This window comes from Streptomyces sp. NPDC015220 (assembly GCF_043079345.1).
In the GTDB taxonomy this organism is placed as follows: domain Bacteria; phylum Actinomycetota; class Actinomycetes; order Streptomycetales; family Streptomycetaceae; genus Streptomyces.
In genome coordinates this window covers 54,847-78,333 of record NZ_JBIBUK010000030.1, presented here as the reverse complement: position 1 = coordinate 78,333, position 23,487 = coordinate 54,847, and the positions used below count along the sequence as shown (strand labels likewise).

18 protein-coding genes, 2 tRNA genes, 1 other RNA gene and 1 pseudogene are annotated in these 23,487 nt (G+C 73.9%); 12 read left to right on the top strand and 10 right to left on the bottom strand.

Translation table 11 applies throughout. The annotated features are described in order from the left end of the window. Positions 1 to 44 precede the first annotated feature (44 nt). Entirely contained in the window at positions 45 to 293 is a 249-nt protein-coding gene (locus ACF061_RS35560) for a hypothetical protein (protein ID WP_392271142.1), read from the bottom strand. A gap of 237 nt (positions 294 to 530) precedes the next feature. On the opposite strand from ACF061_RS35560, the gene upp reads away from it, so the two are divergent. Continuing rightward, positions 531 to 1,166, top strand: a complete 636-nt coding sequence (gene upp / locus ACF061_RS35555; RefSeq protein ID WP_392271141.1) for a uracil phosphoribosyltransferase — start codon at positions 531 to 533, stop codon at positions 1,164 to 1,166. Positions 1,167 to 1,223: 57 nt separating this feature from the next. Here upp and ACF061_RS35550 read toward each other — a convergent pair whose 3' ends face one another. The 3 genes from ACF061_RS35550 to ACF061_RS35540 form a co-directional block, all read right to left on the bottom strand. After that, positions 1,224 to 1,853 carry a LytR C-terminal domain-containing protein gene (locus tag ACF061_RS35550; protein WP_392271153.1) on the bottom strand — a complete coding sequence of 210 codons (630 nt, stop codon included), beginning with the start codon at positions 1,851 to 1,853 and terminating at the stop codon, positions 1,224 to 1,226. Positions 1,854 to 2,025: 172 nt separating this feature from the next. Next, positions 2,026 to 2,322: a type II toxin-antitoxin system VapB family antitoxin gene (locus tag ACF061_RS35545; protein ID WP_004943146.1), complete on the bottom strand. Its 297-nt coding sequence runs from the start codon at positions 2,320 to 2,322 to the stop codon at positions 2,026 to 2,028. A gap of 579 nt (positions 2,323 to 2,901) precedes the next feature. After that, positions 2,902 to 3,543, bottom strand: coding sequence for an HhH-GPD-type base excision DNA repair protein (locus tag ACF061_RS35540; protein ID WP_392271140.1), 642 nt, complete (start codon positions 3,541 to 3,543; stop codon positions 2,902 to 2,904). A 121-nt stretch (positions 3,544 to 3,664) separates the two neighbouring features. Between ACF061_RS35540 and ACF061_RS35535 the strand changes: the two genes are divergently transcribed. Together ACF061_RS35535 and ACF061_RS35530 are read left to right on the top strand one after the other, a co-directional pair. After that, positions 3,665 to 6,112, top strand: coding sequence for a penicillin acylase family protein (locus ACF061_RS35535; protein WP_392271139.1), 2,448 nt, complete (start codon positions 3,665 to 3,667; stop codon positions 6,110 to 6,112). After that, on the top strand, positions 6,112 to 6,807 hold the full coding sequence (locus tag ACF061_RS35530) for a GNAT family N-acetyltransferase (RefSeq protein WP_392271138.1): 696 nt from the start codon (positions 6,112 to 6,114) through the stop codon (positions 6,805 to 6,807). Before ACF061_RS35535 ends, ACF061_RS35530 begins: the two co-directional genes overlap by 1 nt. A 276-nt stretch (positions 6,808 to 7,083) precedes the next feature. Here the strand turns inward: ACF061_RS35530 and ACF061_RS35525 are convergent, their stop codons facing one another. Continuing rightward, entirely contained in the window at positions 7,084 to 8,070 is a 987-nt protein-coding gene (locus tag ACF061_RS35525; RefSeq protein ID WP_392271137.1) for a DUF72 domain-containing protein, read from the bottom strand. 938 nt (positions 8,071 to 9,008) lie between these two features. On the opposite strand from ACF061_RS35525, the gene ACF061_RS35520 reads away from it, so the two are divergent. After that, positions 9,009 to 10,184, top strand: coding sequence for a DUF2637 domain-containing protein (locus ACF061_RS35520; RefSeq protein ID WP_392271136.1), 1,176 nt, complete (start codon positions 9,009 to 9,011; stop codon positions 10,182 to 10,184). 10 nt (positions 10,185 to 10,194) lie between these two features. Here ACF061_RS35520 and ACF061_RS35515 read toward each other — a convergent pair whose 3' ends face one another. Together ACF061_RS35515 and ACF061_RS35510 are read right to left on the bottom strand one after the other, a co-directional pair. Continuing rightward, a complete protein-coding gene (locus ACF061_RS35515) occupies positions 10,195 to 11,130 on the bottom strand; it encodes a phosphorothioated DNA-binding restriction endonuclease (RefSeq protein WP_392271135.1) in 936 nt (311 codons plus the stop codon). 123 nt (positions 11,131 to 11,253) lie between these two features. Further along, a complete protein-coding gene (locus tag ACF061_RS35510) occupies positions 11,254 to 11,832 on the bottom strand; it encodes a TetR/AcrR family transcriptional regulator (protein WP_392271134.1) in 579 nt (192 codons plus the stop codon). A gap of 230 nt (positions 11,833 to 12,062) precedes the next feature. Here ACF061_RS35510 and ACF061_RS35505 point away from each other — a divergent pair, with 230 nt between their 5' ends. Further along, positions 12,063 to 12,623: a hypothetical protein gene (locus ACF061_RS35505; protein ID WP_392271133.1), complete on the top strand. Its 561-nt coding sequence runs from the start codon at positions 12,063 to 12,065 to the stop codon at positions 12,621 to 12,623. A gap of 704 nt (positions 12,624 to 13,327) precedes the next feature. Here the strand turns inward: ACF061_RS35505 and ACF061_RS35500 are convergent. Further along, positions 13,328 to 13,549, bottom strand: coding sequence for a hypothetical protein (locus tag ACF061_RS35500; RefSeq protein WP_392271132.1), 222 nt, complete (start codon positions 13,547 to 13,549; stop codon positions 13,328 to 13,330). A 217-nt stretch (positions 13,550 to 13,766) separates the two neighbouring features. Between ACF061_RS35500 and ACF061_RS35495 the strand changes: the two are divergent. Then, positions 13,767 to 14,094, top strand: a pseudogene (locus ACF061_RS35495) (site-specific integrase); the annotation flags it as partial. 104 nt (positions 14,095 to 14,198) lie between these two features. Here ACF061_RS35495 and ACF061_RS35490 read toward each other — a convergent pair. Continuing rightward, positions 14,199 to 14,286 (bottom strand) — tRNA-Ser (locus ACF061_RS35490). Positions 14,287 to 14,358: 72 nt separating this feature from the next. Here ACF061_RS35490 and ffs point away from each other — a divergent pair. From ffs to ACF061_RS35460, 6 genes are all read left to right on the top strand, one after another. Next, an RNA gene (gene ffs / locus ACF061_RS35485) (signal recognition particle sRNA small type) lies at positions 14,359 to 14,457 on the top strand. 145 nt (positions 14,458 to 14,602) lie between these two features. Further along, positions 14,603 to 16,957 carry a DNA polymerase III subunit gamma and tau gene (locus ACF061_RS35480; protein WP_392271131.1) on the top strand — a complete coding sequence of 785 codons (2,355 nt, stop codon included), beginning with the start codon at positions 14,603 to 14,605 and terminating at the stop codon, positions 16,955 to 16,957. Positions 16,958 to 17,097: 140 nt separating this feature from the next. Continuing rightward, positions 17,098 to 18,351 (top strand): phosphoribosylamine--glycine ligase, encoded by a 1,254-nt coding sequence (purD, locus tag ACF061_RS35475; RefSeq protein ID WP_392271130.1) that lies wholly within the window; start codon positions 17,098 to 17,100, stop codon positions 18,349 to 18,351. Positions 18,352 to 18,624: 273 nt separating this feature from the next. After that, a complete protein-coding gene (locus ACF061_RS35470; RefSeq protein ID WP_392271129.1) occupies positions 18,625 to 20,595 on the top strand; it encodes a hypothetical protein in 1,971 nt (656 codons plus the stop codon). Positions 20,596 to 20,891: 296 nt separating this feature from the next. Next, complete coding sequence (locus ACF061_RS35465; protein ID WP_392271128.1) at positions 20,892 to 22,385, top strand: N,N-dimethylformamidase beta subunit family domain-containing protein; 1,494 nt, start codon at positions 20,892 to 20,894, stop codon at positions 22,383 to 22,385. 79 nt (positions 22,386 to 22,464) lie between these two features. After that, entirely contained in the window at positions 22,465 to 23,364 is a 900-nt protein-coding gene (locus ACF061_RS35460; protein ID WP_392271127.1) for a phosphoribosylaminoimidazolesuccinocarboxamide synthase, read from the top strand. Between the two features lie 41 nt (positions 23,365 to 23,405). On the opposite strand, the gene ACF061_RS35455 is transcribed toward ACF061_RS35460, so the two are convergent. After that, a tRNA-Gly gene (locus ACF061_RS35455) sits at positions 23,406 to 23,481 on the bottom strand. Between the last annotated feature and the right edge of the window lie 6 nt (positions 23,482 to 23,487).

Sequence of the window (23,487 nt, the reverse complement as noted above, 5' to 3'; positions counted from 1 at the left end):
GGCCGCCGTGCTCCGGCCGGCGGGCCCACCGGGGGCCGGCGGGCCTACCAGCGGAACGTGCGCATGCGCATTGCGTGGCGCAGCCGGGCGGCCTTGGCGCGGCGGGGCTGGACGCGGTCGCGCAGTTCCCGGGCCTCGGCGAGGTCGCGCAGGAACTGGGCGCGGCGCCGACGGCGCCGGGCGTCGTTCTCCGCGGTGTCCGTGATCGGCGCGGTCTCCGCGCGATTCGGTGTGTCCGCCGTACCGGGCTGGTCGCGCGGCGACGGATCCTTGCGGCTTTGCCGGTCAGGCATTGGTTCACCACCCCAGTCCGTCCCTTCCGCTTTCCCCTGGACGCCGGGTTTGATGCCCCGCAGGCGCGGGCCCGCGGAGGGACGGGCCGGCCGGCGGCGGTTCGGCCGGGGCGGTGAGGACGCCGTGGCGGGGACGGGGACGGCATCCCGGCGGGGGCGGCGCGGGCGCCCATGGCCGGGGCGGTGGGCGGTGACGGCGGGCGGCGGGGGGAATCGGTGCCCGGTTACTGTTGGCACATGCGTCTCCACGTCGTCGACCACCCCCTGGTCGCCCACAAGCTCACCACGTTGCGCGATCGGCGCACCGACTCCGCGACGTTCCGTCGGCTCGCCGACGAGCTGGTCACCCTGCTCGCCTACGAGGCGACGCGGGACGTGCGGACCGAGCAGGTCGACATCTCCACCCCGGTCGCGCAGACCACCGGCGTCAAGCTCTCCCACCCGCGACCGCTGGTCGTGCCCATCCTCCGGGCCGGGCTCGGCATGCTGGACGGCATGGTGCGGCTGCTGCCGACCGCCGAGGTGGGCTTCCTGGGCATGATCCGCAACGAGGAGACACTGCAGGCCTCGACGTACGCCACCCGGATGCCGGAGGACCTCTCCGGCCGTCAGGTGTACGTCCTCGACCCGATGCTCGCCACCGGCGGCACGCTGGTCGCGGCCATCCAGGAGCTGATCAAGCGCGGCGCCGACGACGTGACCGCCGTCGTGCTGCTGGCCGCCCCCGAGGGCGTCGAGGTCATGGAACGTGATCTGGCGGGCACCCCGGTCACGGTCGTGACGGCGTCCGTCGACGAACACCTGAACGAGAACGGCTACATCATCCCGGGCCTCGGCGACGCGGGCGACCGGATGTACGGGTCGGCCGAATAGCCCGCTCGGCCGAACGGCGGTCCGGCCGAGCGGTGGAACGGGTCGGCGGCCGCCCGTTCAGCAGCCCTTCTTCTCCGGTGTGGCGGGCGTCTGCGCCGGAGCGGTGAGGGCGGTCAAGGCCTTCTCGGCGGCCGGCTGCGGCGCGAGCTGCTTGAAACCGGTGCCGATGACCAGGTCGAGGTCGGTCCCCTTGCGGGTGTCCGTACGGTGCTCCGCGTCCGGCAACTGGGTGCCGAGCACGGGCAGCGAGGTGTCCAGGGCGGAGGCCGGGCCCAGGAGGAGTCCCGCTCCCTTGATCTTCTTGTCGAACTCCTTGGGCGCGTTGCCCACCTGGCCGATCCTGAAGCCGCGCTTCCTCAACTCGTCCGCGGTCTGCTTGGCCAGCCCGCCGCGGGGCGTGGCGTTGAGGACGTTGACGGTGATCCGGTCCGGCTTGGGCAGCGCCCGTGCCGTACTCGCGGGCGCGGGCGCCGACTTGGCCGCGGCCCCGGTCGCGCAGTGCGTCTTCGCGCCGGCCGCGGAGGCCTTCTCGCCGCCGGTGAAGACGTCGATGAGCTGCAGTGTGCCCCAGCCGATCACGCCGAGCACGGCGAGGGAGGCGACGGCCAGGAACGCGAGCCTGCCGTGTCGCCGGGGCCTGCGCATCCGCGGGTACTTGTTCCCCGTGATCCGGTACTTCCCGCCCATGCCGGGGGGAGTCAGCATGCTCATGTGCGCAGAGTAGTGCGCCCGAGCAGGGTTTCCTACTGGATGATCATCGGATACGCCCAGCAGAACCCGAAAGGTCCAAGCCGCTGCCGAACTGCCGGTTCGGCGGCTTGCCCGGCGGTCCGTCGAGCGGCCGGTTCCGGGGGCTCGCTCAGTCCAGTTCGAGCACGCGCGCGTGCAGTACCTGACGTTGCTGGAGCGCCGCCCGCACCGCGCGGTGCAGGCCGTCCTCCAGGTACAGGTCGCCCTGCCACTTCACCACGTGCGCGAAGAGGTCGCCGTAGAAGGTCGAGTCCTCCGCGAGCAGGGTCTCGAGGTCGAGCTGCTGCTTGGTGGTCACGAGCTGATCGAGGCGGACCGGGCGCGGCGCGACGTCCGCCCACTGCCGGGTGCTTTCCCGGCCGTGGTCGGGGTACGGCCGGCCGTTTCCGATGCGCTTGAAGATCACACGGAAAGCCTACCGGCCAAGAGCTTCCGGGCGCAGCCCAGGCGCCCCGGTGCGACGCCGAAAATGCCATGGCAAACCAGGACGAACCGGGAACGGGGCGCGGGCCGGTGGCCGTGGGCGGAGGGGGAGCGGGGCCGGCGGCCCGGGCCGCGGCGTCCCGCGCGGAGGGGGCGTCGGCCGGGCTCGGCGCCGGCGAGGCGGTGGTGTCGCGTGCCCGGTGCCGCGTGCCCGGTGCCGCGTGCCCGGTGGCGGCGGCGCCGGTCGCGGTGGTGCGGCTGCGGGTGCCCGAGTCCCCGGCGGGCCGGCCGTCGGGACGGCCCGGGGCAGGGGCGGTGCGGCGACCCGTGTCCAGGGGCGTCGTGCACACACTGTGGACCGCGACTCGGCGCGCGTGACGGCGGCCGCGCGGGCCGCCGGGACCGTCGAGGTCGGACCTGCGCCGCGGGACGCGGGGGTCACCGGGACCGGACCTGCGCCGCGGGCCGCCGGGACGGTCGGGGCCGGGCCCGCGGCGCGAGCCTCCGTGGCCGGGGAGCCGTCGGCGATCGGCCCGCCGCGGACTGCGGTGGGCCCGCGCCGTCACTTCCCGGGGGGCTTCGCCGTGGGTCCCGGAGCGGACCTCGTCGGAGCCTTCGCCGCGGCCTTCGCGGCCTTGGCGGCGGCCTTCGTCTCCTGTTTGTGGGCCCGCACCCTGGCCAGGGACTCCGGGCCGGTGATGTCGGCGACGGACCGGAAGGACTCCGGTTCGCCGTACGCGCCCGCGGCCTCCCGCCACCCCTCGGGGCGCACACCGAGCTGCTTGCCCAGCAGTGCGAGGAAGATCTGCGCCTTCTGCCTGCCGAACCCCGGCAGGTCCTCGAGCCGGCGCAGCAGTTCCGGGCCGCTGTCCACGTCCCGCCAGAGGGCCTCCGGGTCCCCGTCGTAGTGCTCGACGAGGTAGTGGCACAGCTGCTGGATCCGCTTCGCCATCGAACCGGGGTAGCGGTGCACGGCCGGTTTGTCCGACAGCAGCCGGGCGAAGGTCTCCGGCTCGAACGCCACGATCTCGTGGGCGTCCAGGTCCTCGGTGCCCATCCGCCGGACGATCGTCGACGGCCCCTTGAACGCCCACTCCATCGGGATCTGCTGGTCCAGCAGCATCCCGACCAGCGCGGCGAGCGGACTGCGGCCGAGGAGCGCGTCGGCCTCCGGGTCCTGGGCGAGGTGCAGGGTGACGTCCATGCCCCGATGATCGCCCGCCGGGTCGCGGGGCGCAGCCGGGCGCGGGACCCGCGCACCCCGGCTCACACGTTCGGAGAGGTTAAGTTAGGTTAGCCTAACCTGAACGGAATGGGGTGGGTTCGTGACCGCCGAGATCTACCGCGACAGCTGGGGCGTGCCGCACCTGCGGGCCGACAGCGTTCTCGCGCTGGCCCGTGCCCAGGGCCGGGTCACCGCCCTGGACCGGGCCTGGCAACTGGAGGTCGAACGGCACCGGGCGCAGGGCACTACGGCGTCCTTCCTCGGCGCCTCCGCCCTGGCCTGGGACGTCTTCGCCAGGCGCGCGCGTCTGGCCGACACCGCAAGGCGGTGCTTCGCTGAACTGGAGCGGCGGGACGCGGAGTCGGCGGACTGGGTACGGGCGTACACCGAGGGCGTCAACGACGGTCTTGCGCAGGGCGCCCGGCGCACCCCCGAGTTCGGGCGGACCGGCCTCGTGCCGGGCCGCTGGGAACCCTGGCACCCGCTCGGCGTCTGGCTCGGCACGCACATCCTCTTCGCCGGGTTCCCGGCCAAGCTCTGGCGTGAGCAGGCCGTACGCCATCTGGGCCCCGGGGCCGTCGCCCTGTTCGCCACCGACGGCCCCGGCACCTCCGGCAGCAACGGTTGGCTGGTGAGCGGCGCGCGCACGGTCACCGGGCAGGCGCTGCTCGCCGGCGACCCGCACCGGTTCGTCGAGGAACCCGGTGTCTACCAGCAGATACGCCTGGCCTGCCCGGAGTTCGACGTCGTCGGCCTCGCCGTCCCGGGCGTTCCGGGCATCGCCCACTTCGGCCACGCCGGCACGGTCGCCTGGGCCATCACCAACGCCATGGCCGACTACCAGGACCTGTACCGGGAACGGCTGCGCCGGACCGGAGCGGGCGTCGAGGCCCTCGGTCCGGACGGCCTCTGGCACCGTGCCGCCCGGCACACCGAGACCATCGCGATCGCGGGCGAGGAACCGGTCGAGGTGGAGATCATCGAGACCGACCGGGGCCCGGTGATCGCGGGTGGACCGGAGGGCCTGGACGGCCTCCAGGACCTCGGTGCCGGAGCCGCCGGACCGGAGCCCGCCCATGACGCGGCCGGCACCGACACCGCGCCGACGGGCACCGAGGCCGTACCGGCGTGCCCTGACGCCGTATCGGCCGGTCCTGACGCCGTATCGGCCGGTCCTGACGCCGTATCGGCCGGTCCTGACGCCGTACCGTCCGGTCCTGACGCCGTATCGGCCGGTCCTGACGCCATACCGTCCGGTCCTGACGCCGTATCGACCACGGACAGCGCCGCCGCCGACGCTCCCGGCCCCCACCCCGGCGCTTCCGGGCCGGTGGGCCCCGGTGCCGCGACCGGCGGCGCGGGGGAGGCGCCCGGCGGTCCCGTACCGGCCGGCGGCGGGGTCCCGGCCGTCGCCGTCCCCGTGGCGCTCAGCCTCCGTTACCCACCCCGGGTGACCGGTGACCTCGGGTTCGAGGCCCTGCTGCCCCTGCTGCGGGCGCGCCGGGTCGGGGATGTCGACCGGGCGTTCGACGCCTGGGCCGAGCCCGTCAACGTCGTCCTGTCCGCCGACACCGACGGCGGGGTCCTGCACCGCGTCGCCGGCCGGGTGCCGCTGCGCGCCGCCGACAACCGGCTGCGCCTCGTCCCCGCCTGGGAGCCCGGGCACAGCTGGCAGGGCTGGCACGAACCGCCCCGCGCCGGACTGTCCGACGGCGTCGCGGTGATGGCGAACCAGCGCGGCCCCGCCACCCCGCTCGGCGTCGAGTTCGCCCCACCGCACCGTGCCGACCGCATTCGTGCCCTCCTCGCCGAGCGCGCCGAGTGGTCGGCCGACGACATGCCCGCGGTCCACACCGACACCCACCTCGCCTCCGCGGCGCCGCTGCTCGACCACCTGGCCGCCCTGGACGGCCTGAGCCCGGGGGCGGCCGGTCTGCGCGACCGCCTGCTGCGCTGGGACCGCCGCATGGACGCGGGCAGCGCGGACGCGGCGGCGTACGCGGCGGTGCGCACCGCGGTCGTACGACGGCTCGCCGCCCACCCGGTGTTCGCCCCGCTCGCCGAACCGCCCGCCTACCCCGAGGTGTTCCTCCCCTGGCTGGCCCTCGTCCCCCGCGTCGGCTACGCCCTGGAGCACCTGCTGCGGGCCGAGGAGCTGTACGGCGTCGACCGCCCGGCGATCGTGCGCGCGGCCGTGGAGGAGGTGGCGGCCGAACCCGGCGCGACCTGGGGCGAACGGCACCGGCTCGCCCCCTGGCGGGCGCTGACCGGGGCGCCGTACGACGAACCCGGACTGTCCGGCGACCACGACTGCGTGCTGTGCGCCTCGGCCGTGCCCGGGGTGACCGACCTCGCCGCGCGCGGCCCGGTGGCCCGCTACGTCTGGGACCTGGCCCACCGGGAGAACAGCCGCTGGGTGGTGCCGTCCGGCGCGGACGGCGTCCCCGGCGCACCGCACCACCGCGACCAGCTCCCCCTGTGGACCGAGGGTGTCCTCGTCCCGGTCGTCACCGACTGGGCCCGCCTGGAGAAGGAGACCGACGTCTGATGCCCGAGCCGTACGACCAGGGGCCCGTCGCCGAGCGCGACCGCCGGCCCGCTTCCGGGCCGCCCACCGGGCCCGTCGCGGCGCACGAGCGCCGGGCGGGCCGCGAAGCCGTCCACGAGCAGTCCGTCGACGGCTTCGGCACCGTCCGCGTCCTGCCCCTGGACCCGCGGGCCGACGCCGCGACGGTGCACCGCTGGGTGAGCGAGGAGCGCGCCGCCTTCTGGGGCATGACCGGGTTGACGGAGCAGCAGGTCAGCGACGTCTACGCCCACATGGACACCCTCGACACCCACCACGCCTTCCTGGTGGTGAAGGACGGCGTCCCGGTCGCCCTGCTCCAGACCTACGAGCCGGAGGCCGACCGCGTGAGCGAGTGCTACCCGGTCCGCCCCGGTGACATCGGCGTCCACCTGCTCCTCGCGCCGGCCGGCCCGGACGGCGACCGGCCCGGCTGGACCTCGGCGCTGCTGCGCGTCCTGTTGACGTACCTCCTGCCGGGCCTGGACCGCGGCCGGATCGTGGTGGACCCGGACGTGCGCAACGAGAAGGCCGTCGCCCGCTTCCTGCGGGAGGGCTTCGAACGGGGACCGGTGGTCGTCCTCCCGGAGATCGACCTGCCCGACGTGTACCTGCCGGAGAAGCGCGCCCAACTGGCCTTCCTGAGCAGGGAGACGGTCTTTCCCGCCGACGCCTGACGAGCGGGCCGGCCGGCGTGCGACCGGGCCGGTCGTTCCGCGCGGCTCGGTGAGTGATGCGCCCGGGGCCGTACGTGTTCCGCGAGCCGGAAAGTCCCGGGACGGAGAGGCGACGTGACCCGACGGCGGTGCGAGGGGCGCGGACCGTGCCCGATCGACGCCCGCCTCGCCGGCAAGGGCGGCTACTGGGGCACGGTCTCCCTCGGCCGGCCGATCCCCGGCACCTGGACAATGCGGCTGACGGTACGGGTGTCGGGGCTGGACCAGGCGAGCGCGTCACGGGAGATCCGTCACGGGAGGTGCGGCTTCGTCAGGACAGGGGTGGGCGTCGTCGAGCAGCGCGCGCATCCGCTCGGCGGCGCGGACGGCCGCGTCCCCGCAGCAGTTGTTGAAGAGCACATGCAGCCGCTCGACCCGCTCGGCCAGCGAGCGCAGTCGCGGTACCCACTCCGCCAGTTCCCCGTCGGTGTAGTCGTGGCGGAACCGGTCCTCCTTGGTCCCGGTTCCCCAGGCGGTGCTGCGCCCGTGGAAGCGGACGACGGAGAGACCGGGGGAGGTGACCGGTGTGACCGGGGGGATGGAGGAGGGCAGCGTCCGCGCCATGTCGACGGCGACGGCGGCGAAGTCGTGGCGGCGCAGCAGCGCGGCGGTCGCGTCGGCCTGTTCCTCCCGCCACCACGCGGGGTGGCGGAACTCCACGGACACGGGCCACTTGGCGGTCCGCTCGGCGCACTGGGCGAGGAACGCCTCGGACCGGGCGCCCGGCCGGAACCACGGCGGGAACTGGAACAGCACACTGCCCAGCCGGCCCGCGCGCCGCAACGGCCCGATCCCCTCGGCGAACCGCTCCCAGACGGCGTCCAGCACCGCAGGGTCCCGGTGGCCGCCGAACTCCCGGCGGCCCTGGTGGCCCCGCCAGCGGTCCCGCTGGTCCCGGAGGTCGTGGTGATCCCCGGTGCCGCACCGGCTCCCGAGGCTCCCGCGCAGGTCCTCCGGGAGCGCGTCCCGCCGCGTCGGATGTCCGGTGAGCAGGGAGAACGCCTTCACGTCGAAGACGAATCCGTCCGGCGTCCGCTCGACCCACAGTCGGCTGTTGCGCTCACTGGGAAGGGCGTAGTAACCGGAGTCGACCTCGACGACCGGAAACCGCGTGGCGTAGTGCCGCAGCCGTCCCTCCGCGTCCCGGGAGCCCACCGGATACCAACCGCTGCGCACCAGCGCGGGATCGGTCCACGAACACGCACCGATCATGATCTCGCCCATGGCGCGCGGTTACCCCCGGCGGTCCGGCGTATGACGCGCCCGATGCGCCGAGCCGGACGGCTACCGGAGGAGCCGGAGGACCTCGGACGAGCCGGAGGAGCCGGAGGAGCCGGATGAGCCGGGCGACCGCCGGACGATCCTGACGTGACGGGCTCCGGGATTCGGGACCGGACGGCGCCGGGGCGTAGATGCGATGGAACGCAAGTCGTCCTGTTGGGCCGACCGAGCGGTCCTGTGCCCTTTCCGTGACCTCGGATATCCCATTGCGTTATGCCGGTGTCGCGCATGGAGCACGGTTACGGTGAGCACGCCCTCCAGCCCGTATCTCGGCGACCATTTCGTCGGTTGGGCGGATGAGACATCCGATAGCACATATAGGCCTAATCGGGGAATTCCTTCACCCATTTGCCGCGCATCCGGGGAAGTCGGGTGGCGTTAGTTCGGATATGACTAAGGCAACCGGGGAAGGGTACTTGGGTCTGCTCGTGGGTCGCGAGCGGCCGGACGCGAGTGCCGGACACACAGTGGTGCTGGGTCCCTGTCCTTACCCATCGGCCCCCGCGCACACGCCGGCCGCGTCCAACGGCACCCGGTTCAGGGGCGACTTTCCGGTCGCGCTCCAGGTGACCGAGCCGCTGCTACGGGATTCCCTGGACGCGATGAGCGCGCTGGAGGCCGATCTCGCCCGCCGCTGGGTCGGTTCGGAAGGCAGGTCCGTCCTCCCGCTGCCCGAATAACCGGGTCGCGTTATGTATGACGAACGTATCGACCGACGTGCCGGATATTCGACTGATTATCCCTACGCTTATTCGTATTCCGACGGATTCGACGAGCAGACCACCGCCGGAACCGGGCGGCACCGGGCTCCGACCCAGTTCTTCTCGGGCCCCCTGATCCCGCCGGACTCGGCCTGGGACCCCGCCGAGGAACTGGCCTTCATGCTCCAGGATGCCCTGGCGGAGCAGCAGTGGCCGAACGCGCCGGCGGCCCGGGACCAGTTCCGGCCCGACACCCGACCGGACCCGCGCACGGAGAACGCACGGCAGGCGTACGGCGCGCCGAACCCATACGCCGCTGCTCCCAATCCGTACACCGCGCCGAATCCGTACACCGCGCCGCATCCGTACACCGCGCCGAATCCGTACGGCGCGCCGAATCCGTACGCAGCGCCCGATGCGTACGCCGCCCCGACTTCGTACCCCGACCCGAACCCGTACGCGATCCAGGACCCGAACGGCGTCGGCACCGCACCGGACACGGCCCAGGCCGACACGGCGGCCGACGATGCGTCGAACGCGTCGAACGCGTCGAACCCGGCGAACGCGTCGAACCCGGCGAACGAAGCGGAGGCCGGTGGCGCGGCACCCCGTGATCCGGCGTCGCCGCAAGCGCCGCAGACATCGGAGGCTCCAGAGGTACCGGAGGCACCGGAGTCAGCGGCGGGACCGGGGTCACCGGGGGAGCCGGAGGAGTCGGAACCGCGGGAAGCGCCCGGCGCGGCGGACGCGCCGAACACGCCCCTGCGGAACCTCCAGGCCATCACGGACGCGCTGCCACCGCTGAGGGACGCGTCCCACGGTCACCGGAGGGTCCGCGAACGCAGGCAACTGGACGGGGCGCGCGCCGCCGGCCAGCTCCTTGCCGCGCTGGCCGCGGTGACCGCCTCCTCGGTGAGCTTCTTCGGCGGAATGGTCGCCTACGAGCCGCTGCGGGTAGTGGCCGTGACCCGCATGCACGACGACATCGCGTCCTGGTGGCCGCTGCTGGTGTACGGCCCCTGGCTGGTGGCGTCGCTGTCCGTGCTGCGTGCCGCGCTGCACCAGCGCCGGGCCGTCCACTCCTGGTGCGTGGTGCTGCTGTTCTCGTCCATCGCGATGCTCCTGTGCGTGATCCAGGCGCCCAGGACGCTCGTCGACATCTCGGTGGCCACCCTGCCGGGTCTGGCGTCGCTGGCCTGCTTCCAGCAGCTCGTACGGCAGATCACCCTGACCCGCCCGCCCCGCCGCACGGCCCCCCGCCACCGTCTGGGTCGCCGTCCCGCGCAGCCGGAGACGGCACCGGAGGCTCCGCGGGAGCGGCCGGCTCCCTCGCCCGTGCCGGCTCCCGCCCGTTGAGGCGCGGCGGTCAGCCGGCGGTGGCGGTCGCGGCGGCCGGTCGCGGCGTGCCGTGGAAGACCTGGCCGGCGTGCCAGGAGCGGTGGTCCGCCGCTACGGGCGGGTTGCCCGGTTGCGGGCCGATGAGCGGACGCCCCGCGAGCGCGACGACGTGCTCGCGGGCCGCGGCGCTGCTGCCGACGAAACGCTGCGAGACCAGGATGCGGTGTCCGTCGCCGACGCCCAGGACTCCCTTGTCGAACAGTTTGTGGTGCAGCGAGCACAGGCACAGCCCGTTGGCGACCTCGTCGGGACCGCCGAACGCCCACCACCGCACGTGGGCGGCCTCCAGCCCGACCGGCACCGCGCCGAGCCTGCCGTCGTAGCCGCAGAAGGCGCACTGGTACTCGTAGGCGGTCAGCACCAGCTCCCGCATCCGCCGGTCCCGCTGCCTGCGCGCGGCCGGAGACCGCTCGGCCGGCCCCGCCAGGTCGGTTCCGGCCGGTTCGGCCTCCGGATCCAGTTCCAGACCGACGGCCTCGCACAGCTCGCCGTGGAGCGAGGGCGGGAAGTGCAGGTCGAGCAGGAGCCGGGCGATCCGGGACAGCAGCGGGGGCTCCCGCCGCAGTGCCGCCCGCAACTCAGGTGCCAGCCGGCCCGCGGCGCCGGTGGCCCGCAGCTCGCGCACCCCGGTACCCGGGCTTCCGTCTCCGCGGTCGGTGCGCACCTCCCACACCCCGTCGCCGACCAGGTGATGGAACGGGTAGGCGGGTGTCGTCCGGTTCGGCGGGCCGTACTCGGCCAGCAGCCGTGCCAGTTCCCCCTCCACCGCGCTGTAGCGCAGCGCCTCTCCGCCGTCCCGCTGGAACCGCCCGAGCGCGTACAGGAACAGCAGGGGCTTGTGCGGAGCGCGCACCCCGCCCCTGCCCCACTGCCGCAACGCCGCCGCCCGCCCGAGCCAGTCCATGACCGGCGATCGTAGTGGCGCCCCGCGCGGGTGCGAAGACGTGGTGGCCGGCCGGTGTCCGCGTCCCAGCGGCGGGACGGGAAGCCGCCTCGGCAGCACTCGGCGGCAGACGTGCGAGGCCGCTCAGGCGCCGCGCGCCCGCAGAATCCCCTCGACGCCCAGCAGGAAGGTCTCGGAGATCAGTTTCGGGTCGAAGAGACAGCCGGCGGCCATGGCGCCGTCCCGGAGCATGACGAGGTGCCGGCCGGCTTCGTCGGCGGGAGCGTCGCCGACCCGCGCGAGCAACTCGGTGACGGTGTCCAGGAACCACTGGCGGTGGGCCAGGACGGCTTGGTGGACGGGGTGGGCGGCGTCAGGGTATTCGGCCACCGCGTTGAGGAAGGCGCAGCCGCGGAACCCGGGGCCCTGGATGCCTTCGACGATGAACCGGGCGACCGCCCGCACCCCGTCGGCCGCCGACTGTCCGTCTGCCCGAGCGGCCGCGATCCCCGCCCGGATTCCCCGGTCGGCCTGGTCGAGGTAGGCCAGGACGAGCTCTTCCTTGCCCGCGAAATGCCGGTACAGCGTGGCGCGGGTGACCTGCGCCTCCGCGATGATCCGGTCGACGCCGACGGAGTGGATCCCCTCGGCGTAGAAGATCTCGGTCGCCGTGCTGAGCAGCCGCGCTCGCGCCGCCGACTTGCTGCCGCCTCCTGTGCCCATGCGGCCACGTTACCCCAGCAACGAGGGAGAACGTTCGGTCTTGACAGGCGGGGAGGTCGCCCCCTTGGATACACAACGAGACCGAACGTTCTCCCTCCCGAGAGGGGTGGCGCCTCCATGACTCCATCACGGCCTCCTTCTCCTCGCGGGCGTTTCCCTGGCCTTCGTCGCCGGCCTCATGGCTGCCCCGCCGGCCGCCGCGGCCTCTTCTCTCCCCGAAAGGAACTTCCGTGGACACCCACGTCGGTACCGCTCCCACCAGCGTTCCCGCTGCCCTGCGCAAGCTGTACCTCGTGCGCTTCGCGTTCGCCGCCGTCTGGGCCGCCCTCCTGCTCGCGACGGCCGACACACTGGGCGCGCTCACAGCCACGCTGCTGGTGATCTACCCCCTGTTCGACGTGGCGTGCGCGGTCGTCGACATCAGGTCCGCCCGGGCGAACGGCCAACCGGTGCGCGGCCTGTACGTGAACGTCGCGCTCAGCACCCTCACCGGCGTCGGCCTCGTCCTCGCCGCCACCTCCGGCATCCCCGCCGTCCTGCGGGTCTGGGGCGCCTGGGCCGTCACCGCGGGCATCGTCCAGCTCGTCGTCGGCGCCGCCCGGCGCCGGCTCGGCGGCCAGTGGGCGATGATCGCCAGCGGCGCCATCTCCACCCTCGCCGGCGTCTCGTTCGCGGCCCAGGCGGGCAAGGACGGCGCCTCCCTGAGCAGCCTGGCCGGCTACGCCTTCCTCGGCGGTGTCTTCTTCCTCGTCTCCGCCCTCCGCCTGGGACGCGCCCGCACGAAGGCGTGACCCCGGCTCCCCCGTGCCGGTGCTGAGCGCGGCGGAGGCCGCTCGGCGCACATCGGACGCCATGGCCACGATCAGGACCCGGGAGCGTCCCGGAGGCGGGCTCGGTGTCCGCCGCGGGGCCGGTCGGGACGGAGACCAGGACGGACGAACGCCAGAGGGGCCGGACCGCTTTCGCGATCCGGCCCCTCTGGGCCGGCGGAGGATACGAGATTCGAACTCGTGAGGGGCTGCCCCCAACACGCTTTCCCAGTCTGTTGGCGCCTGGTCGGGGCGCGTACGGGGCCGTTCACCTGCGGTCATGGGCGACTTGGCTGAGGGAGGGACCCGGTACACGATCTCGCCCGAACGATGGTGAACGGGGCTGAACGAGACGGAAACCGATACGGCCGCACTCTTCACCGCAGCACGGGAGACGGCCCGCGGCCAGTTGCCGGAGCCGCCGTCATCAGTGGAGCTGGGCTGCCTCGGGCCACGCCGCACGTACGCCCGAGGCGGGTTCCTGTGCGTCCTCCAGCGGCATGGTCTCGTCTTCCCCGAAGTGAGGGGCCTTGAAGGGGTTGGTCGCCGGGGGCGGCGATGCCGCAGTGGCGCAGCGGGGTTGCCCTTCCAGGGCGGAGAACAGCGACGTCAGATCGATGAGAGGACTCTCCTTCGTTACAGGTCCCCGAAGGGGCCTGGGTGTGCCGTGACCGGGCACAGCGGTCCTACAGCTTGGTCATCTTGGCGTACGGGCTCAAGATCCGCATTTGCGCCGGGCCGAAATCCACGAGCGCCGCGACTCCGTCCTCGATGCCGATTACTCGGCCGAGGCCGTACACGTCGTGTGTGACCTGGTCACCCACGGCGAAGTGCTTGGCAGTCGGCGTGACCGGGGCCTTGAAGGGGCTGGTGGGCAGATGACGCTTCGGCGCAGCAGGCTTTGTCATGGCTCAGTATGCGCCTACGTGTATCCCGTTTGCTGTGGCTGTCGGCACAGATCCGGACGGGACAACCGGTTCATGTCACTGACCTGGGGTTTCTGAACCCTGGTGAGGCGAAACTGGACTGTAGGTCCGTTTTACTGACCGTGGCCGGCCCTTGGGTCTGGCACGGTTGTGGCACGAACCTCAGCCGACGACAGCCGGCCACGACGGCGGGTGCGCCGAGTCCCGGGCCGGGCGGCGCACCGTCGGCCTGCCCGATCCGCTGATCAAGATCCTCCGTCGGCACCTGGAAGTCCAGGAACGGGAGCGGATCGCGGCCGGTGCCGTCTGGGAGGGCAAGGGGTACGTCTTCGCCTCGCCGGTCGGTGGGCCGCTGAGCCCGAACACCGACTTCCACGTCTGGAAGGAAGCGGCTTCTCCGGGACGCGGGAGTTCGGGACGGACGGCTTCATGACGCTCGCCACACGGCGGCCCCGGTATTGCCGATCCTCGGCGTGCCGGATCTCGTGGTCGACTCGACCATGGGCCGGGCGCCCGGGGGAGCCTCGGACGCCTGGCTTGCGGCACCAGACCGGCGTCCGCATCCGAGGACAACGTCGAAGGGCCCCACCGCAAGCGGTGGGGCCCTTCGACATCGTGCCCGGTGAGGCACTGGCGGAGGATACGAGATTCGAACTCGTGAGGGGTTGCCCCCAACACGCTTTCCAAGCGTGCGCCCTAGGCCTCTAGGCGAATCCTCCGCCGGAAACATTACATGACCGAGAGGAGTGCTCGCGAACTCGTTCCCCACGGCCCGCATCGGGTAGGCTTCTCGCAGCCCCTCACGCGGCGCTATCTGACTGAACTCCCCCAGGGCCGGAAGGCAGCAAGGGTAGGTCGGCTCTGGCGGGTGCGTGGGGGGCGCTTGCGTTCCCGGGCCGGAGGAGGACCGGGTCGGACCGCCGGGGGAGGGCCGGGACCGGGTCGGACCGGATCGGCGTACGCGGCCGGGGCCGGGCCGGGGACCGCTTCCGTCGGCCGGGCCGGTTGTCGGTGGACGCCTATAACCTCGTATGCGTGTCGTCTCTCGCGCTGTACCGCCGCTACCGCCCGGAGTCCTTCGCCGAGGTCATCGGGCAGGAGCATGTCACCGACCCGCTGCAGCAGGCGCTGCGGAACAACCGGGTCAATCACGCGTACCTGTTCAGCGGTCCGCGCGGATGTGGCAAGACGACCAGCGCCCGCATCCTCGCCCGGTGCCTGAACTGCGAGCAGGGTCCCACCCCCACGCCCTGCGGCGAGTGCGATTCCTGCCAGGACCTCGCGCGCAACGGGCCCGGCTCCATCGACGTCATCGAGATCGACGCCGCTTCGCACGGTGGTGTGGACGACGCTCGTGACCTGCGGGAGAAGGCCTTTTTCGGGCCCGCGCGCAGCCGGTACAAGATCTACATCATCGACGAGGCCCACATGGTCACGTCGGCCGGTTTCAACGCGCTGCTCAAGGTCGTCGAGGAGCCCCCGGAGCATCTGAAGTTCATCTTCGCGACCACCGAGCCCGAGAAGGTCATCGGGACCATCCGGTCGCGGACCCACCACTACCCCTTCCGGCTGGTCCCGCCGGGCACCCTGCGCGACTACCTCGGTGAGGTGTGCCACAAGGAGGCCATCCCCGTCGAGGAGGGCGTCCTCCCGCTCGTCGTCCGGGCCGGCGCCGGTTCCGTGCGTGACTCCATGTCCGTCATGGACCAGCTCCTCGCCGGTGCCGGCGAGGAGGGTGTGACCTATGCCATGGCCACCTCGCTCCTCGGCTACACCGACGGCTCGCTGCTCGACTCCGTCGTCGAGGCGTTCGCCTCCGGGGACGGCTCCGGCGCCTTCGAGGTCGTCGACCGCGTCATCGAGGGCGGCAACGATCCCCGCCGGTTCGTGGCCGACCTGCTGGAGCGGCTGCGGGACCTGGTGATCCTGGCCGCCGTGCCCGACGCGGCCGAGAAGGGACTCATCGACGCGCCCGTCGACGTGATCGAGCGCATGCTGGCCCAGGCCGGGACCTTCGGCGCCGCCGAGCTGAGCCGCGCCGCCGACCTCGTCAACGAGGGCCTGACCGAGATGCGCGGCGCCACCTCGCCCCGTCTCCAGCTCGAACTGATCTGCGCCCGTGTGCTGCTGCCCGCCGCTTACGGCGACGAGCGGTCCGTGATGGCCCGCCTCGACCGGCTGGAGCGCGGTGTCAGTCTCGGCGCGGGAGCGGGGACGCCCGCGATGGGATACGTGCCCGGGGCCGGGGCCCACGCGGGAGCGGCCGGCGCACCGGTCGCCTCCCTGCCGCCGGTGCCGCCCGGCGGCGGTGCGGCGGCGGTCCGGGCCGCGGTGCGGGCCCCGGGGGCGCCTGTGGCGACTCCCGAGGGAGCCGTCGGCGCCGAGGGCGGCCAGGGTGCCGAGAGCGGTCGGAGCGGCCCCGGGGCCTTCCCCGCCGCCCCGGGTGCTCCCGCCTCCGTGCCTCCGGCGGCCTCACCCGCCGCCGCTGACCGCTTCCAGGACCCGCCGACGCCCGCCGCGCCCGCCACTCCGAGCGCTCCTGCCGCGTCCGCCGCCTCCGCGCCCGGCGCCTGGCCCACCGCCGCCGCCGCGGGCAGCGGACGACGGCCCGGTGGCTGGCCCACGGCGGCGGCCCCGGGCGGCGGTCAGCCCCCGGCGGGTCCGGGCGCGCCGAGCGGCCCGGCGCCCACGCGTCCGGTGGCCGCCGCCCCCCAGCCGCCCGCCGCGCCCGCTCCCGCGGTCTCCGTCCCGCCCGCCGGCGGGCTCGACCCGCGGCAGCTCTGGGAGAACATCAAGGAAGCGGTCAAGAACCGCCGCAAGGTCACCTGGATCATGCTGGACCAGTACGCGCACGTCGCGGGCTTCGACGGGACGACCCTCCAACTGGGCTTCGTCAGCGCCGGTACCCGGGACAGCTTCGTCAGCAACGGCAGCGAGGACGTGCTGCGCCAGGCGCTGGTCGAGCAGTTCAAGGTCCAGTGGAAGATCGAGGCGGTCGTCGACCCGACGGGCGCCGGAGGCCCCGCGGCCCCGCCCGCCGGCGGCTACGGCGGTGGCGGCTACGGCGGTGGCGGCTACGGCGGCGGTTACGGAGGCGGTGGCAACCACGGCGGCGCTCCGGCCGTGCAGCACTCGGCGCCCGCGCCCACCGCCCCGGCGCCCGCCGTCTCCGCGTCCCCGGGCCGTCCGGCCGCGGCGGGAGCGGCCGCGAGCGCGCCCGCGGGACCGCGGGCGGCCAGGCCCGCCGCCCCCGAACCGGTCCCTGTCGCCCCCGAGGACGACATCCCCGAGGACGACGACCCGGACCTCGACGAGTCGGCCCTGTCCGGTCACGAGCTGATCGTGCGGGAGCTGGGCGCGACGGTGGTCGAGGAGTACACGACGGAGTGAGGCGCGGAGCGCCGGGCCCCGTCCCGGGCGCACCGCCGACCCCGCGCTCCGGGACCTCGGAGGAACGTACGAACACCCCCGGCCCGTCCGCTCGGCGGCCCGCACAAACCGCCGCTCGCCGCTGCCGTTAGGCTGACCCCGTGAAGGTCCTCGTCATCGGTAGCGGCGCCCGCGAGCACGCCCTGTGCCGTTCCCTGTCCCTCGACCCCGCCGTCACCGCGCTGCACTGCGCGCCCGGCAACGCCGGCATCGCCGAGGTCGCCGAGCTGCACCGGGTCGACGCCCTGGACGGCAAGGCCGTCTCCGCGCTGGCCGCGGAGCTGGGCGCCGACCTCGTGGTCGTCGGTCCGGAGGCCCCGCTGGTCGCCGGGGTCGCCGACGCCGTGCGCGAGGCGGGCATCCCGGTCTTCGGCCCCTCCGGGCAGGCCGCGCGGCTCGAGGGCTCCAAGGCCTTCGCGAAGGACGTGATGGCCGGGGCCGGCGTGCCCACGGCCCGGTCGTACGTCTGCACGACGGCGGAGGAGGTCGCCGAGGCGCTCAACGCCTTCGGCGCCCCGTACGTCGTCAAGGACGACGGCCTCGCCGCGGGCAAGGGCGTCGTCGTCACCGGCGACGTCGAGGCGGCCCGGGCCCACGCCGCCGCCTGTGAGCGCGTGGTGGTCGAGGAGTACCTCGACGGCCCCGAGGTCTCCCTGTTCGCGATCACCGACGGCGAGACGGTGCTGCCGCTCCAGCCCGCCCAGGACTTCAAGCGTGCCCTGGACGGCGACGAGGGACCGAACACCGGCGGCATGGGCGCGTACTCCCCGCTGCCCTGGGCCGACCCCGAGCTCGTGGACGAGGTCCTGCGGACCGTGCTGCAGCCCACCGTGGACGAGATGCGGCGGCGCGGCACCCCGTTCTCCGGACTGCTGTACGCAGGTCTGGCCATCACCGGCCGCGGCGTCCGGGTGATCGAGTTCAACGCCCGCTTCGGCGACCCCGAGACACAGGTGGTCCTGGCCCGGCTGCGGACCCCCCTCGCGGGCGTCCTGATGGCGGCGGCCACCGGAAACCTCGCCGACCTGGAGCCGCTGCGCTGGAGCGACGACGCGGCCGTCACCGTGGTCGTCGCCTCGCACAACTACCCCGGGACGCCGCGCACCGGCGACCCGGTCACCGGCCTGGACGAGGTGGCCGGCCAGGACGCTCCGCACGCGTACGTGCTGCACGCCGGCACCCGGCGCGACGGCGACAGCGTGCTGAGCGCGGGCGGCCGGGTGCTGTCGGTCACGGCGACCGGCGCGGACCTCACCGAGGCCCGGGAGCGCGCCTACACCGCCGTGGCCCGCATCGGCCTCGACGGTTCCCAGTACCGCACCGACATCGCGGCGAAGGCCGCGGCGGGCGCGTAGCGGCGCCGACCACCCGGCCTTCCGAGCTTCTCCGCGACGGTCGGGCCCCGGACGCGATCCGGGGCCCGACCGTCGCTGTCTGTCACCCACCTCTGACCAAAGCCATTCCATCGAGTGAGCAATGCCCCATCCGGCTGACGCGGGCCGAGGCCCCAACTAGGGTGCGGCGCAAGCATTCCGGCACTTGGCCCACCGGCATTGCGATGTCAGTGACGGGTGCCACAGTGGGGGAGTGAGCATCAGCAGGGCAGTCGGGAGGGGGTGACGTCCGCCGTGACCGGTACGGGTGCGGAGGCCGGGGCGCAGTCCGCGCGCTCCCGGGCCCTCGCCGTGCTGCGGGTCCGCAGCAGGGCGCTGGCCGTCGCCCTGCTGCCCGCCGCCCTCGCCGTGGTCCTGCTCGCCGGCGGTTCCACCGGCCGTCTCGTCGGGCAGGGCTGGGACGCCGCCCGCTGGACGGCGGACGCCGTCGCGGTCGTCGTCCTGCTCGCCGCGGCCGGTGTCGGGCTGGTCGTCGCCCGCGCCCGTCCCGCCATGAGCCCGACGGTCCCGGTCCCCGAGGAGTCGGCCCCCGACCTGTACCGCCTGGTCCGCGACCTCGCCGACCGGCTCGGCGTCCCGGCGCCGTCCGCCATAGCGCTCACCCCGGACTGCGACAGCTGGCTGGAGGACCGCGCCCATCCGGCGCACGGGCCGCCGCCGGATCCGGACGGCCCCGAGGGGCCGGACGGGCTGCGCGGTCCGTCCCCGGCCCGGCCGCGCCGTACCGCGACGGCGCCCGTCCTCGTCATCGGCTCCCCGTTCCTGTGGTGGATGCGCGTCGGTGAGCTGCGGGCCGTCCTCGCCCCGGTCGTCGCCGGTACGGGACCCGCGGCGCACCCGGACATAGCCGCGGCCCGCCGGTTCGTCCGCGGCCTGGACGCGGCGGTGGGCGTCGCCGCCACGCCCGGCCGCCGTCCGCTGTCCCGCGCGGTGTGCGCGGGCGTCGGCCGGGTGGCGCGGCTGCTGCTGCTCGGCTGCCGGGAGGACGCGGCCCTGATGGAACGGGGCGTGGCCGCCGCCGCGGCCGAGCGCGCACAGGCCGTTGACTACGGGCTCAGGATCGTCGCGCAGGAACAGGTGGGTCTGGCCTACGCGGGCTGGGACCGGCTGCTGACCAGGGTGGCGCTCCCCGCCTGGCGCATGGGCCGCTGGCCCTCCCGGCTGGACGCGGGCGTCGTCGCCGCCCTCACCGAGCTGTCCCGCCGGGACCGGCTTGCCGAGGGCTTCGCCTCCCGGCTCGGCGAGCGCCCCGCCTGCGACCTGCTGGAGGAGCCCGGCGCGGTGGACGAGGCCACCTCGCTGCTGGCCGCGCGGCTGTTCCACGGCGGCCCGGCCGAGCACGGCCCCAACTGGGCCCCGGTGGACTGGCAGGAGTACCCGGAGGAGGTCGTGGACCGAAAGTGGCGCACCGACGCCGCCCGGCTCCACCGCGTCCTGGACGCCCTCGGGGTCCGTCGCAGCCCGGACCCGCCGGCCGCCGGCCCGCACGGCCCGACCCTGGCCCGCGTCCTGGACCACCTCTCCGCCCCGCCGTTCGCCACGGACGGCCCGTACCCGCCGGTCCGGCCGTCCACCCGGGCGGACGGGACGCCGGCGGACCGGGCGGACGCCGCGGCCACGGCCGCCGTGGGCGCCGGACACGACGGCGAGGGCGAGGACCGGGCACGGCTCCTGGAGAAGGACCTGGAGGGCGGCATGGACCAAGGCGTGGACCAAGGCATGGACCGCTACCCGGACCGGGGGGCCGGCCAGGGCCCGGAGCGGGACGGAGGCCGGGACGAGGAAGCCGACCAGGGGAACGAGCGGAGCGCCGCGCTCGCCGCCGGACTCAGCGCGGAGCTGGCCCGCGAGGAGGCGGCCGCACCGGCTCCGCAGGGGCCGGCGGGAGCCACCGGCCAGGCGTCCTGCGGGTCGACCTGGGACGAGGACTCGCTGCCCCTGCTGCCCCTCCAGCCGCCGCGCACCGGCCGTGAACTGCTCGCCGACCACGTCACCGCGATGGTGTGCTGCGCCGCGATGGACACCGCGGGCGCCACCCCGGGACTCGACTGGCTCGACGGGCCCACCCTCCTGGTCGACGGGGTGAGAGCCGTCGACCTCGGCGCCAAGGTCCTCGCCCTGGTCGAGGACGGTGATCCGGTGCCGCTGCGGACCTGGCTGGTCGATGCGGGCATACGCCCGGAGAAGCCCGTCCGGCTGGGCTGACCGCTTCCCCGGACGGCCTTCCGGACCGCCCCGGCACCGGATCCGGCCCGGGCCGCCGCAGGGCCTCCTTGCTCGCTGTACCGGAGCCCTCACTTCCACTTCAGGTCAATTCGCAACGACTAGTGACAGTCCGCGTGCGTAATGTGATGTGCTGGGACCGATACCGCGCATGGCAAACGCTTCTGACATACGACAGACACCGACAACCGCACAGAGAGCCGGCCGGACAGCCGCTCGGGACGTCGCCCGCACCGCCGCGGGGCACGCCACGGGGGGCGCGAAGGAGGGGAGCGGACATGGGAACGGAGCGCATCCGCCGCTGGGAGTCGGGAGCACTCGCGCACGCCGTGACGGACCCCTTCGGCCTGGGCCCCGTGCCCTGGCTGCGCGGCAGCGAGACGTACTTCGACGACACCGGACACGTCGTCCCGTGGTACGTCGACCCGCCCCCGCGGACCACGCCCGGCGCGCCCCGCGTCCCCGCCCCGCGCGTGGCCGAGGGCGGCCCCCGCTCGGCGGACGACGTCCACCGCCAGATCAAGGGCTTCGCCTCCACCGGGGCCGTCACGCCCGGCGAGGCCATCGACTTCCACATCACCGTCGACCCGCCCCAGCAGTTCGGCGTCGACGTCTACCGCATCGGCCACTACGGCGGCGACGGCGCGGCCAAGATCACCACCAGCCCGCGGCTGTCCGGCATCGTCCAGCCCGCGCCGCTGACCGCCGACCGCACCGTCTCCTGCCACCACTGGTGGCTGTCCTGGCGGCTGCAGATCCCGTCGTACTGGAGCATCGGCGCCTACGTCGCCGTTCTGACCACGGCCGACGGCTACCGCTCACACATCCCGTTCACCGTCCGCGACAACCACCCGGCCGACCTGCTCCTGCTGCTGCCCGACGTCACCTGGCAGGCGTACAACCTCTACCCCGAGGACGGTCACACCGGCGCCAGCCTGTACCACGCCTGGGACGAGGAGGGGCGGCTGCTGGGCGAGGCCGACGCGGCGACCACGGTCTCCTTCGACCGTCCGTACGCGGGCGCCGGCCTGCCCCTGCACGTCGGCCACGCCTACGACTTCATCCGGTGGGCCGAGCGCTACGGTTACGACCTGGCCTACGCCGACGCCCGTGACCTGCACGCCGGCCGCGTCGACCCCACCCGCTACCGCGGCCTGGTCTTCCCCGGCCACGACGAGTACTGGTCGGTGCCGATGCGCCGCACGGTCGAACTGGCCCGCGAGAACGGCACCTCCCTGGTCTTCCTCTCCGCCAACACCATGTACTGGCAGGTCGAGCTGGGACCCGCGCCGTCCGGTGTGCCCGACCGCCTGCTGACCTGCCGCAAGCGCAAAGGACCGGGCCGGCCGGCGTTGTGGCGGGAGATCGACCGCCCCGAGCAGCAACTGGTCGGCATCCAGTACGCCGGCCGGGTTCCCGAGCCGCGCCCGCTGATCGTGCGCAACGCCGGACACTGGCTGTGGGAGGCGACCGGGGCACGGGAGGGCGAGGAGATCGACGGCCTGGTCGCGGGCGAGGCGGACCGTTACTTCCCGCGTACCCCGCTCCCCGACCACGAGGACCGCATCCTGCTCGCGCACTCCCCGTACCAGGACGCCGACGGCGTCCTGCGCCACCAGGAGACGTCCCTGTACCGGGCCCCTTCCGGCGCCCTGGTCTTCGCCTCCGGGACCTTCGCCTGGTCTCCCGCCCTGGACCGCCCTGGCCACGTCGACGCCCGTGTCCAGCGAGCCACCGCCAACCTCCTGGACCGGATCTGCAAGCGGGAGTGAACCGCGCGCCACCCGCTGTCCGCGGCCGGTGTCCGATACGGGAGAATCGGGCCATTGGACAGAACCACGGGGAGGAACCGTGTCCGGATTCGTCGAAAAGCCCGAGCCGATCCAGGTTCCGGGCCTGGTGCATCTGCACACCGGCAAGGTGCGTGAGCTGTACCGGAACGAGGCGGGCGACCTCGTGATGGTCGCCAGCGACCGCATGTCCGCCTACGACTGGGTGCTGCCCACAGAGATCCCCGACAAGGGCCGCATCCTCACGCAGCTGTCGCTGTGGTGGTTCGACCGGCTCACCGACCTGGTGCCCAACCACGTCATCAGCACCGAGATCCCCGAGGGCGCCCCCGCCGACTGGGCGGGCCGCACCCTCGTCTGCAAGTCGCTGCGGATGATCCCGGTGGAGTGCGTGGCCCGCGGCTATCTCACCGGCTCCGGCCTCGCCGAGTACGAGGAGACCCGCACGGTCTGCGGCCTCGCCCTGCCCGAGGGCCTGATCGACGGCTCCGAACTGCCCGCCCCGATCTTCACCCCGGCCACCAAGGCCGAGGTCGGCGAGCACGACGAGAACGTCTCCTACGAGGAGGTCGCCCGTCAGGTCGGCGCCGAGACCGCCGCCCAACTGCGCCAGGCCACCCTCGCCGTCTACGGCCGGGCCAGGGACATCGCCCGTGAGCGGGGGATCATCCTCGCCGACACGAAGTTCGAGTTCGGCTTCGACGGGGAGACACTCGTCCTCGCCGACGAGGTCCTCACCCCGGACTCCTCCCGCTTCTGGCCGGCCGACGAGTGGCAGCCGGGCCAGGCGCAGCCGTCGTACGACAAGCAGTTCGTCCGCGACTGGCTGACCTCCGCCGAGTCCGGCTGGGACCGCAGGAGCGAGCAGCCCCCGCCGCCGCTGCCCGAGCAGGTGGTGGAGGCCACCCGGGCCAAGTACGCCGAGGCGTACGAGCGGCTGACCGGCACGAGCTGGTCGTAGAAACGAACGAGCCCCCCGGCACAGACCGGGGGGCTCGGAACTGGAGCGGACGACGAGGCTCGAACTCGCGACCTCAACCTTGGCAAGGTTGCGCTCTACCAACTGAGCTACGTCCGCATTGCG